Annotated in this window: 14 protein-coding genes and 1 pseudogene; 4 read left to right on the forward strand and 11 right to left on the reverse strand. The window is 40.2% G+C overall.

The window, feature by feature from the left end; all coding sequences use genetic code 11:
• Positions 1 to 188: 188 nt before the first annotated feature.
• Entirely contained in the window at positions 189 to 1,160 is a 972-nt protein-coding gene (locus tag N477_RS13795; protein WP_063361728.1) for a transposase, read from the reverse strand.
• Positions 1,161 to 1,269: 109 nt separating this feature from the next.
• Between N477_RS13795 and N477_RS13800 the strand changes: the two genes are divergently transcribed.
• On the forward strand, positions 1,270 to 2,253 hold the full coding sequence (locus N477_RS13800; RefSeq protein ID WP_063361653.1) for an IS30 family transposase: 984 nt from the start codon (positions 1,270 to 1,272) through the stop codon (positions 2,251 to 2,253).
• Between the two features lie 87 nt (positions 2,254 to 2,340).
• Here the strand turns inward: N477_RS13800 and N477_RS13805 are convergent.
• The 3 genes and pseudogenes from N477_RS13805 to N477_RS13815 form a co-directional block, all read right to left on the reverse strand.
• Positions 2,341 to 2,643, reverse strand: a pseudogene (locus N477_RS13805) (Mobile element protein); the annotation flags it as partial.
• Positions 2,644 to 3,232: 589 nt separating this feature from the next.
• Complete coding sequence (locus N477_RS13810; RefSeq protein ID WP_063361651.1) at positions 3,233 to 3,586, reverse strand: hypothetical protein; 354 nt, start codon at positions 3,584 to 3,586, stop codon at positions 3,233 to 3,235.
• Positions 3,583 to 4,704, reverse strand: a complete 1,122-nt coding sequence (locus tag N477_RS13815) for an RHS repeat-associated core domain-containing protein (protein ID WP_081216434.1) — start codon at positions 4,702 to 4,704, stop codon at positions 3,583 to 3,585. Before N477_RS13815 ends, N477_RS13810 begins: the two co-directional genes overlap by 4 nt.
• 122 nt (positions 4,705 to 4,826) lie before the next feature.
• Between N477_RS13815 and N477_RS13820 the strand changes: the two genes are divergently transcribed.
• Together N477_RS13820 and N477_RS26055 are read left to right on the forward strand one after the other, a co-directional pair.
• Positions 4,827 to 5,222 carry a type II toxin-antitoxin system death-on-curing family toxin gene (locus tag N477_RS13820; RefSeq protein ID WP_063361649.1) on the forward strand — a complete coding sequence of 132 codons (396 nt, stop codon included), beginning with the start codon at positions 4,827 to 4,829 and terminating at the stop codon, positions 5,220 to 5,222.
• Between the two features lies 1 nt (position 5,223).
• Positions 5,224 to 5,382 carry an acetyltransferase gene (locus tag N477_RS26055; protein ID WP_155731894.1) on the forward strand — a complete coding sequence of 53 codons (159 nt, stop codon included), beginning with the start codon at positions 5,224 to 5,226 and terminating at the stop codon, positions 5,380 to 5,382.
• 58 nt (positions 5,383 to 5,440) lie between these two features.
• Here the strand turns inward: N477_RS26055 and N477_RS13825 are convergent, their stop codons facing one another.
• From N477_RS13825 to N477_RS13845, 5 genes are all read right to left on the reverse strand, one after another.
• Complete coding sequence (locus N477_RS13825; protein ID WP_063361648.1) at positions 5,441 to 6,427, reverse strand: tyrosine-type recombinase/integrase; 987 nt, start codon at positions 6,425 to 6,427, stop codon at positions 5,441 to 5,443.
• Complete coding sequence (locus N477_RS13830) at positions 6,420 to 6,920, reverse strand: hypothetical protein (protein ID WP_063361647.1); 501 nt, start codon at positions 6,918 to 6,920, stop codon at positions 6,420 to 6,422. The genes N477_RS13825 and N477_RS13830 overlap by 8 nt, the downstream gene beginning before the upstream one ends.
• Positions 6,913 to 7,659, reverse strand: coding sequence for an ATP-binding protein (locus N477_RS13835; protein ID WP_063361646.1), 747 nt, complete (start codon positions 7,657 to 7,659; stop codon positions 6,913 to 6,915). The genes N477_RS13830 and N477_RS13835 overlap by 8 nt, the downstream gene beginning before the upstream one ends.
• Positions 7,652 to 9,091 (reverse strand): Mu transposase domain-containing protein, encoded by a 1,440-nt coding sequence (locus N477_RS13840; protein ID WP_196760622.1) that lies wholly within the window; start codon positions 9,089 to 9,091, stop codon positions 7,652 to 7,654. The genes N477_RS13835 and N477_RS13840 overlap by 8 nt, the downstream gene beginning before the upstream one ends.
• A 288-nt stretch (positions 9,092 to 9,379) precedes the next feature.
• The gene (locus N477_RS13845; RefSeq protein WP_081216431.1) at positions 9,380 to 9,670 is read right to left on the reverse strand and encodes a hypothetical protein; all 291 of its coding nucleotides are present in this window, start codon (positions 9,668 to 9,670) and stop codon (positions 9,380 to 9,382) included.
• Between the two features lie 125 nt (positions 9,671 to 9,795).
• Between N477_RS13845 and N477_RS13850 the strand changes: the two genes are divergently transcribed.
• Positions 9,796 to 10,854 carry a hypothetical protein gene (locus tag N477_RS13850; RefSeq protein WP_063361644.1) on the forward strand — a complete coding sequence of 353 codons (1,059 nt, stop codon included), beginning with the start codon at positions 9,796 to 9,798 and terminating at the stop codon, positions 10,852 to 10,854.
• A 14-nt stretch (positions 10,855 to 10,868) separates the two neighbouring features.
• Here N477_RS13850 and N477_RS26060 read toward each other — a convergent pair whose 3' ends face one another.
• Both N477_RS26060 and N477_RS13855 read right to left on the reverse strand, forming a co-directional pair.
• Positions 10,869 to 11,057 (reverse strand): hypothetical protein, encoded by a 189-nt coding sequence (locus N477_RS26060; protein ID WP_155731895.1) that lies wholly within the window; start codon positions 11,055 to 11,057, stop codon positions 10,869 to 10,871.
• A 118-nt stretch (positions 11,058 to 11,175) separates the two neighbouring features.
• Positions 11,176 to 11,472, reverse strand: coding sequence for a hypothetical protein (locus N477_RS13855; protein WP_155731896.1), 297 nt, complete (start codon positions 11,470 to 11,472; stop codon positions 11,176 to 11,178).
• Positions 11,473 to 11,547: the final 75 nt, after the last annotated feature.

Consider the following 11,547-nt stretch of genomic DNA (forward strand, 5'->3'; position numbering starts at 1 on the left):
CACCCATTTATATCACAGTTACGCCTCAATAAGATTCTAAGCAGGAACAACCCCCTCAGAATTGCTCAATTCATTTTGATCGCCTGATAAATTGCTAAATTCTGTGTGCTTTTTGAAATTTAAGACATGGCTAACCGCGGTAACTTTTAAAAGCTACCTTTATATTGGGTTTTTATGTGTATTACTGATTAAGCAAGTAGTTCGCTACACTGAGTCAAGTAGGCTCGCCGTTTTAACTTTAAATGTTCACAGTATTTTTGCTTGGCGTCAGGTCTTCCCACCGAGCCCTTAAACACTTTGGTAAATTTAGTAGTTAGCTTTAACCAATTCTCTGGTTGGATATTAAGCCTTGCTAAAATTGGCTGAGAGTCTGTGATAAATCCGCGCTTGTCTTCACGCATACACCGACCAGTTAAATCAACAAGTTCTAAATAATATTTAAATTCAAACGGTAAGCCCTTTGGCATGTTTTTTCTTGGGTTGCCTACAAAACGCATGAGTGACTTAGGTTGTTTCCCCTCTTTTGCTGTTTCAATGCGCTTTTTAATGCTGGTGTGGTCTGATTCTTCAGGAGTCTCTGCCATTTTAGCTCTGACTGGATTTAAATCAACATATGCTAAGCACGCTGCCAACGCGGCTTCATCTAACAAAGCTTGTGATTTAAATCGCCCTTCCCAAAAACGGCCTGTACAACCGTCTTCTTTATTGGCTTTACGCGCAATATCTTCGTTGAGCGTTCGCATAAACCAGCTGATATCCGCTAAGCGTTTTCTGTATTCGTCTATCAACTCTGACAGCAAACATCGCTCTGAATTGCTCAGTGACTCTCCGCTGACAAACTTATGAGTTAGCCAAGTCCCTTTAAATTGCTTATGCCAACGAATAAGAATGGCTTTATCATTTAGCCGTTTTGCTTTTTTATCATCTACATACAAAACAAGATGGGTATGGTTACTCATCACCGCATAAGCACATACATCGATACAAAACACCTTGGCAAGTTGTAGTAACTTCTCTTCAACCCACCCTCTTCGGTGTTCATATGACTTACCTGTTACCTTATCTTCTCCGCATAAAAACGCGCGTCTAACGCAGCGTGATATACAGTGGTAATACTTGGTATCCACCAAGCTAACTTGTCTCTTCCTTGCAATTGCCATAAAAAAAGCCATCCATTCTTTAACATTCATTAAAGCATAGACGGCTTCCGCATGTTCTAAATGGAAGTGCACCACCTATAGTTTATGTTAACAATGATAGAGGTGCACGATGGGTCAAAAATACTCGCATTTGAGTCACACAGAGCGGAAGCTAATTTTTAACTGGTTTCACTATCAAGATAAAACTATCCGTGAAATAGCTCGATTACTCGAGCGCTCTCATTCGACTATTAGCCGAGAACTAAAAAGAAATATCTACAATTATTACGTGCCAACGTATTACCCTAATCCAGCACAGGATATGTACAAAGCCCGAATGAGCAAACGGGCAAAACGAGAGAAATTGAAGACAACAGAGACTCGATTATATGTCATGGATAAGCTCAGGGAAGGATGGTCTCCACAGACAATCTCAGGACGCCTCAAGCTCACTAGCGAAGCACCTTACGTCTGTCATGAGTCAATTTATCAATTCATTTATAAGTCCTTTCCTATAATGATTACTTGCTTACCTAGAAAGCACAAAAAACGCCGAAAAAGATACCCTGTACGCCGTTACAACAAAAAAAGCGCCGCGAAAACAAGCATTTTAGAGCGGCCAGAGTATATAAATGATCGCTCTGAGTTAGGTCATTGGGAGAGTGACTCTGTTGTATCCAAGCACAAAAAATCTGCGCTAAATGTCATTGTTGAAAGAGCAACTAGGTTAGTTCATATCAGTAAACTAGGTGCCAAAACGGCGCTTGTCACTAGTAATGCGCTAATAAAACGACTCAGTTTACACCCTCCCGAGTTCGTTCAATCAATTACCTATGACAATGGCTCTGAAAATACACGACACATAAAAACAAACGAGAAATTGATGTGTGAATCTTACTTTTGCCAACCCTACCACAGCTGGGAAAAGGGCGCTGTTGAACAAGTGAATAGTCTAATTCGAAGGTATTTACCTAAGGGCACTGACTTCTCAACAGTAACCGATAAGCAAATAAAAGAAATAGAGCATAAATTAAATTCAAAACCCAGAAGGTGCCTCGGTTACAAAACACCATTTGAAATCTATAATGAAAAGGTTGGTGCACTTCCATGTTGAGACTGCCTTCTTAAACTATTCCCAAATTTGAGTGGGTGTCATATGTTTTTTAACTCTTCCCAAATTTGAGTGGGTGTCACATGTATTTCCTTTAAACTGTTTATGCCAACGAATAAGAATGGCTTTATCGTTTAGTCGTTTTGCTTTTTTATCATCTACATACAAAACAATATGCGTATGATTACTCATCACCGCATAAGCACATACATCAATGCAAAACACCTTAGCAAGTTGTAGTAGCTTCTCTTCAACCCACCCTCTGCGATGCTCAAACGACTTACCCGTTGCCTTATCTTCTCCGCATAAAAACGCGCGTCGTACACATCGTGATATACAGTGGTAATACTTGGTATCCACCAAGCTAACCTGTCTCTTCCTTGCTATTGCCATAAAAAAAGCCATCCATACTTTAACATTTATTAAAGCATAGACGGCTTCTTACACTATTCCCAAATTAAGATGGGTGTCATGTTTATTATGCTTTGGCTAACAAAGAATCTGAACCAGATCAGACATAAATCATACAGAGAACCACTTCCTTTAAGTCATAGATTTAAAACTGACTTGGCAGAATACTTACAACTTTTTCCAAACCGTCAGTTGTACCCTAAATTATCACTTCCTCACAACTGACCAACCCGTTTTGGTTAAATTTGATTGACCAACGTGGTCGCGGCTAATCGACCATGTGGCAACAGTAAAGTGACACCGCTGGTCACATACACCGCTATATACAGTTGTATATAGCACTCCACTTGGACCAGAAAGTCGATAGATGCGACCACACAGGTCAAATAGGCGTGACCAAAAAATCGGTGAAACGCGACCAGAAATAGAAAAGCCCCAGCGGTGCTGGGGCTTTGGATTAGGTGTCTTTAATCTTTGTTTCGAGGCAGTAATAACTGCCCCGATAGACTTACTCAACTTGACATAAGTGGAGTGTCCATATTTTACAACTATTTTCCATCATCGATACTTTTTAAGTATCGAGAAGAGTTTCGTCATACCAAACATCTTCGTAATCACCAGCAATTAGAAACCTCCACCCCGGAGATAAACCTAAATACTTTTCCACTTCGGGGCACCAATCACTTAGATGTTCGACATGTAAAGGTTGGAAAAAGTCTGGAGCTATTGACATCTCTTCTCCGGCGTAAATATACCAGCCAGTTGTATCGCCAACTGGCGGATGACGTAATCCATTTATAGGCACTATTCCTTCGCGAACATTTAAAGATATACCTACCTTCAACTCTCTGGGAGCAGCAAGGAAGTCAGAACCATACACATTGCAAAGTTCTTTTTGTAACTTTTCTCTTGTTTTAGATGTCATAGTCCTAGCTCCTTTTTTAATCGCCTAGAATATCTACTCATTTCAGCCCCTTGTTTTGCGGAACATGTTGGACACTGCGGTTGAACCGCATCCAAACTCTTCATATATGGTTTATTAATAGTACCTGTTTCATAATACTCCTTTACAAGCGGTGTTTTGTGGTCAGCTACTTGTTTTGATGTAGTAATGCCGCAGTCTACACAGGCCTTACCTTGAACAAGCTGTCGTTGGGCCGGGGTCGTCGCGCCTGAAGGTCGCTTATACGGCGTTGTAATACTATACCTTGTATTTGCTCTATTCAAAGCCTCTTCTGCACTGAAACCTGCATCCATTAACTCTTGAGCATATGTCACTATTTTCTCATTTTGAGTCAGTTTTTTCCCTGCTAATGCATCAGCTGCACGTTTCCCTGCTTTTGAGAACTTTCCACCCTTCGCATTATACAAATACTGGAATGCACCTGTCACTGCAGCATTCGCAAATTTTCCTCCAGTTAACTTCGAAATAGTACCAGCAATAACCATGGACTGAGCGGTACCTATAACGACATTGTCCATGTTTACGATGCCAGAAACTTGAGCGCCTTTGGTAAGACCTGCACTCCAAAATCCATGCCCGAAATTGCCTCCTTGGACATCAGAAATAATGCCTCCAGTTAAGGCATGTGCTCCCAAATGAGCTATGCCACCTTCTTTCCAAAAGCCAGCCTTTGCACCAAACGCATCACCAATTTGGCTAAATGCCCAAGCTGTAGCATAAGACGTTAAACCTGATTTAAATGCTTTACCTAAACTACCAGATTCAACAAATTTTGATGTTCCAGTAAACAATGCTGAACACCAAGCTGTGCAACCAGGCACAAAATTTAGACCTACATTGACCAGATTCCGCAATAGCGGATTTTTATTAAGAAAGCGATAAACATACCAGCTACCACTGAGCTTCATCGCTCCTTTTAATAGCTTTTTGAAGAAATACCCACTCGGATCCGTATAAGACAGCGGATTATTCAGTACATAACTATATCGGTTATAGTTCTGCAAATTACTCGGCGCTTGCACAAACGGATCTGCCTGCATAAATCGGCCTGTATATGCATCGTAGATCCGACCATTCATATGGGCGAGTGAGATCTTGAATACAACAATAAACTACTTAGTAAAATAATCAGCCTTATTTTGGAAAGTTGTGACTTAAATGGGGTATCATGTCGGTACATCGTTTATAAGACAAAGAAATTATGGCTGTATTGATATTTCCCCCTGAACGTGTTGTGGAAATAAACGCCTATATTCAAGCTACCGAGCCTGGTTTTATCGGTCATAATGATATAGGTAAGTTAAAGGGCGCACTGGCCAGGATTGATAATGCTATTTGTTATGATGGTCTCGATGATATATTTGAAATCGCGGCTAAATATGCTCACTCTATTGCTGTTGCGCATGCATTTTCAGACGCAAACAAAAGAACTGGATTTATTACTTGCTTAGAATATCTGTCAATTAATAGCTATGAGATTGAAACCGATAACGAAATGCTTGCTGATGCGATGGTTGACCTAGTGCTAGGCGAGCTAACCATTGGCCAATTTGCAGATTTGTTGTATTCTTCATACATAGCTTCTCAGGAGATATAAAATGAAAGATTATGGTGTGAAGTTAGTTCAAAGGCCTTCAATTAAGGTTAAGTCTGACTTGGATTTAAGTACTAATGAGGGCAAGCAGATCGTAAGATCGGAAACCAACCTCGCAAAACTACGCCAAGCAAAAACACTCACAAAGCTTGCATCAATGTGATTAAAAAAGCCGACAGCATTGCTGCAGTCGGCTATGTATTTGCCTAAAGTTAGTACAATCAATCCAAATAACCTTTTAATGAAAGCACTTTTGGTGCCTCACTCAGTGCTGCGGGGTGACACCTACTTAACGTCTTCCTTAATTGCAGTTGCGTCACTGTCAAATATACTTGCGTTGTAGAGATATCTGAGTGTCCTAGATATTCCTGTATGTCTCTTACATTTGCGCCATGTTCCATCAGGTGTGTTGCCGCAGAGTGGCGCAGTGCATTGCATGCTGCACCAACATCCAAGCCAGCCATTAACAGGTACTTACGTACAAGCCTGCTTAATTGTGCGCCGTTAAACTTTTTGCCTCTGCTGTCTAAAAACACATGTAAACTCGAGCAAAGTGATGCTAACTTGGGTCGAACATGCTTTAAGTACTGACTCAACCAAAATGCGGTCCTAGGATAAAGTGGAATATATCGACCTTTTCCACCTTTACCTTTTTCAACAAGCACAAAACACTTTTCACCTTCAAGTTGTATATCTTTCAAAGTGAGCTCTGCCAGCTCCATTCTTCGCGCCGCCACACCATAGTAGCACTCTAAAATAGCTCTATCCCTAAGCCCATACATGCCAAAATCCACTGTTTGGCTCATCAACCACTCAACCTGCTCTTGAGTGAGTAAAGCCCTTACAACCGGCTTGGGGGCCTTCGGGCTTTTGGCATTCTGTAAAGGGTTACTCTTTAAAATGCCCATAAACATGAGCTCTTTATAAAATGTACGAACATCCGTGGCCCGTTTACGGCAAGTCGTAGGGTTAAGCTTTGCATGAGTTTTAGGGCTTACATAGCGGCAAAGATAAACCTTATATTGGTCGAAGTGCTTTTGGTTTACACCTGTTAGGCACTGTTGTGTTTGCGTATGCAACCAGATCAAAAAAAGCTGTAAATTATTACTTTGCTTTTCAACAGTATTAACTGAGTAGCCATCTGCAAGGCGGCGCTCTCCGTAGCTCTCTAGTATAGATTGCTCAAACACAGTAATAGACTTATGCATGATTAGCCTCCTCATACTTAGATTGAAGGGTGATAGCCATCAGATAGGCTGTTTTTAAGTCCGAAGGTGGCTTATATATCTCTAATTCACTTTGAAATACAAGCCACTGCTGCCTGCTACAGTGACCAGAGCATCGACCTATGCGCTCACCGTAAATAGCGTGAAGTGCTGAGCCGCAATGCAATAAAACGAGCGCTGAGCCACTAAGCCTTTCATGACCACTTGGCTTCAATATTCCTAAACGCTTAAGCGCACCGCGTAAGAGCTGCCCTTCTTTACTGCGCGGTGACAAAAGCTTGTTTCCCAACGTCCTATTTGCATATCCAAGTAAAGGCAGACAGAGCTTTTTGGTCTCCAGCCGCTCGTTGAACCACTGAATAGTTTCACTCGACGATAAAAGTGACTGACGATAATAATGGCTGATCTGTGGTAATGTCTGCTCAAAAACGTTCTGGTCAAACTGTGCCACATTCGAGGGTTTTGACTTATTCATTGTCTTCTCCCTCGCGTGCAATACACCTAGCTGAGTCACCTTCCAACTTTATGACATGTGCATAAGATACAACTCTATCCAGAACTGAGTCAGCTAAAGTATGATCTTGGAACGCACCATACCAATCTTTAGTGTCATACTGTGATGTGATGATCAGTGACGCTTTACACTCTCGTGACTCTATGAACTCAAACAGTAAATGACGCTCTCTATCACACAAGGGGGCAAGGCCCCAATCATCCAATATCACTATATTCGTACGATTCAATTTGTTTCTAAAGCGCTTTAGATTCATTTCATTTTCCGCAGCGACTAACTCCAACAAAAGATTGTAAAAACGTTTAAATAGTACTGTGATACCCTTATTCATCGCCGCATTGGCAATTGCACAAGCTAGATGAGTTTTACCGACGCCTGTTTTACCTGTGATCACAATGTTTTCGTTTCTGCCTACCCAATCGAATTCCATTAAAATGTCCGCGAGAAGTCGTCGATGCTCTATATGGCGTTTAAAACAGTCTTCAATGGTCGCATCTGGCCACCTGAGGTTCGCTTGTTGCCCCATTCTAGCTCTGCGCTTTACATTGTCAGCATCATATTGAACTTGAAGTAACTCACGTAAACGGTCCTCAAAAACCATGTTTTTGTATGCACTTTCTCGATACTGTTCTTCAAATGCAATTGACAGCTCACTTAAACGTAAATTGGCACACAACTGCTTAATTGTTAGTTTATCCATGAGAAGAGCCTCCATAGTATTCAGGTCCACGAATGTTATCGTGTTTGAACCCAGGTTTTGTTTCGGCTAAAAACTCCCATGGTCTCGCCCTTGCGACCATGTCGACGTAAGTAGGATGATATTGTTGCTTTTCCAGTGCGTAAGCGCAGGCCCTTTCAAAAACAGCTGCACCAACTTTATTACAGCATTTCTGAAGCGCTATACACCGTTTACCAATATGTCGAGAGCGCGTGTTTCTGGTAAAGTCATATTGCTTTAGCGTCATCTGTTGAGCAGCAACCCCGATCTCATGTCCCCAAGCAACAAAAAACTCTTTTGTTTTTTCAGCATCCTTTTGATGGGCAATAGGCATATGTTCTCGAACAATCGTCGCGCCACTTGTGTGCTTGCTAACATGATGTTGAGTAACGAGTTCATGTCGGTTGAGTATATCCATTACACCATTTTCATACACGCGTATTTCCACCCGCTTTCCAATATATTTATGGGGTACAGAATAAAGATGCCCTTCATATGAAATCAGGTATGTTTTTGGAACCGTTAATAACTTCTGATAAATGATGTGCTGATATTCATGTTTAGGTAAATCGGCCAGTGTGCCTTTTTCACTTTTGTAAAATAAGTCATCCCGACTGAATGATTCAGATTGAAACTTAGCAGCATTTATCTTGTTCACTTCACGAAGAATATATGCATTCGCATCATCCACACTGGTAAACATCATGTCTTGCATATAATTGAGAATGCGATACGTCACTATACTGACACCATTTTCGGCCAAAGCATTATCCTGCGATTTTGCTACACGCGATGTATCTGCTAAACAGTTATAAAATCTAAAAAAATGTTTTGCTTCATCGGTATATAAAGGGAGTAACCCCGACTTTTTAACCAACGCTACTGTATTATCACTATGGACCACTTCAGTAACGCCGCCAAAAAAATTAAATGCCTTTTTAAGCGCTAAAAGCCAATCCCTGGTGGTCATACCCCGAGTAGCAAAAGCAAACAACCTTTTTGAAAACCCCAACACAGCGACAAATACAAATAAGCGAGTTACTCGGCCATTTTCTTTCACTGAAACAGTTAGCCCTGCATAGTCGATAAATAGGCATTCTCCAGGCTCATAAAACTGTTTCATTGACGCTTGATACTCTAATATCATTTGTCTGGCTAGAAATTTAAACTGAGTTAGCCGATAAGCCGTTTTTTCATCTACTGATTCGTATTCTAAGAACAGTTTTGCCCAAGTAAGCCTTCTTTTCCCTTTCCTTTTTACTCTGGTTTCGATGATCCGTTCTTTGCAGGGTAAGCGCTTACCTTTGCGTACTCGCTTAATTAAATTAGGATAAAAAATCTTAGCAATAGCGTCATCGCTAATAGAGTCAACATACGCAAAAGACAGCTGCGATTTTTGGACTATTTTTTTCATTTTCCCAAAAACTTGATGGGAACAATTAGTAAGTTCTCCTCCCTCTCGGGTACTACAATCAGGCCTAAGTTCACAGACCCGTGTGATTTCTCTGAGTTTATCGAAAGTTAGCATAAATGCCTCCAAAAAAAGGCACACACCCACTGACCAGTCACATTGTATGAGTTGACAGGTTATCGATTTCAAGCTTTACTCAAATAGTCGGACGGAAGAAATTCGACTATTTTAGAGAGAGCCAAAGCTACAACTTTGGCTTTTTCGCTTTATGTGCCGTAACAATATTTAGGTTCATGTGTTTTTTGTCACTTTTTCCTCCCATATGCGATTCACCCAATTAGCCACGTCTATAGAAAACGCAAACCTGCCTTTTCTATTATTAATCTGGAATACTGGAATAGGTAACTCTTTCTTTTGAATTGCTTTTCTGTATGCATTGTGACTTGGGTAGCCCAACACTCGCCATACTTCTGCCGGAGGGATCAATACACCGTATTTGGCTACCAAGACCTTTTCAAAGTCAGGCTTACCTGAATCTGAGTGTGTGGACCCACTTGGCAAATTGCATGAAACCGCTGACATAGACCCTCCCATTCACCTCATCGACACAATCAATATTGCAAAAATAGCACTAAACTTAAAAAGTGCTACTGTCACTTTTTTTTTAAAAGTGACAGAAATAAACTCAGAATTCGTGAGGTAACTCAATGATAGATAAAGACCCACTCACGACTCCTTGGTCACAACATGTAATTTTTGCGTTTAAATTAAGCCCAAATACAGCATATTTACGTGGACAATGTTGGCGTGACCTAGTCGCATATAAGAGAGGCGCAATCCCCAGTGCACAATATTTTGATCAACTGCTAAAAAAGAAATGGATAAATAAGCAGTCAGATAAACCGTCGAGTACAGCAAACAGGATCCAATCCGGGAAATATGGTGTTAGCTTGCGTACTAGAAAAACCGTGTGTAAAGAGTCATCTTTTTATCTGTGTGAAGAATTTTACCAAAGCCCTTTATGGCGCCTTTTAGATCCTTTGGAATTTAGCCGCGAAAACATCAAAAAATTATTAACCGGGCTTCCTATACACATACCTTACAAACTCCTACTTCCATACTCATCAACTGATATGCCGTATTTTAAGCCTATAAAGAAACGTCTTTTACAGCCCGGCCGTGACTTATTTCTGATACACCGCTTAATATATCTACTTATATTGTTCAGATTTCACAAAATCAGTTCAAAAATAAAAGTACACATGGCACTCATAGAAAAAATAAAATTACAATTAGCTGTGTTAGCATTTGAACCCTATGTTTTCCCACATATTGAAAAGATTTTATATGCAATTTCTCAACTTAAAAATGGCGTGTTATTTTTCAATTCAGATGGTGAAGATTATTTTAGAGGAATAGAACTTTATCACTTCATTACAAAGCTAAAATTTTTATATCAACTTTATTACAAAGCATTTAGCTTAGGGCGAGATAGGAGCTTTTTCAAATTTATAGAATTGTATATAGAAGCTGATGAGGGCCAAATCATCAGCGAGCTAGAAAAAGTTCACGCTAATATTGAATACAGCATACCAACAACAGGAAGAGGATTATATTGGCTAACAAAGAATCTGAACCAGATCAGAAATAAATCATACAGAGAACCACTCCCTTTAAGTCATAGATTTAAAACTGACTTGGCAGAATACTTACAACTTTTTCCAAACCGTCAGTTGTACCTTAAATTATCACTTCCTCACAACTGACCAACCCGTTTTGGTTAAATTTGATTGACCAACGTGGTCGCGGCTAATCGACCATGTGGCAACAGTAAAGTGACACCGCTGGTCACATACACCGCTATATACATTTGTATATAGCACTCCACTTGGACCAGAAAGTCGATAGACGCGACCACCAAGGTCAAATAGGCGTGACCAAAAAAACGGCGAAACGTGACCAGAAACAAAAAAGCCCCAGCAAGTGCTGAGGCTTTAAATTGAGTGTTTTTTACAATCTATAAATTTACTTAACTTGACATAAATGGAGTGTCCATATATGCCCTTATACTCAGGTTTTTAAATTGTTTATAGCCCTTTGTAGGCATACTCCATTTTCAAATCAATTACTGAGTAGTTTTCATCGAACCTAACAAATACCAAAGTATATTTTTCAACACTACTTAGGCCGCTGCCAGAAACATCTTTTCCAATTGTAAATACTAACTGAATAGTAAAATCACCATCAACTACTGGCTTGATGTCCTCTTTTTCCTCAGAAAAGTATTTTACTCCCCTTGCATCTAAGTAAGATTTCACTTCATCAAGCGACACACCGACCTTAATATTGTCCCTAATGTCTTTAGATCCAATTTCTTCTCTCATAACTTTTCCTTTCGGCGACAACGCAAAACACAATGCAGTCATTATCACAAGTGATAATATCAACACGTACAATTT

Source organism: Pseudoalteromonas luteoviolacea H33-S (assembly GCF_001625695.1).
GTDB classification, from domain to species: Bacteria; Pseudomonadota; Gammaproteobacteria; order Enterobacterales; family Alteromonadaceae; genus Pseudoalteromonas; species Pseudoalteromonas luteoviolacea_B.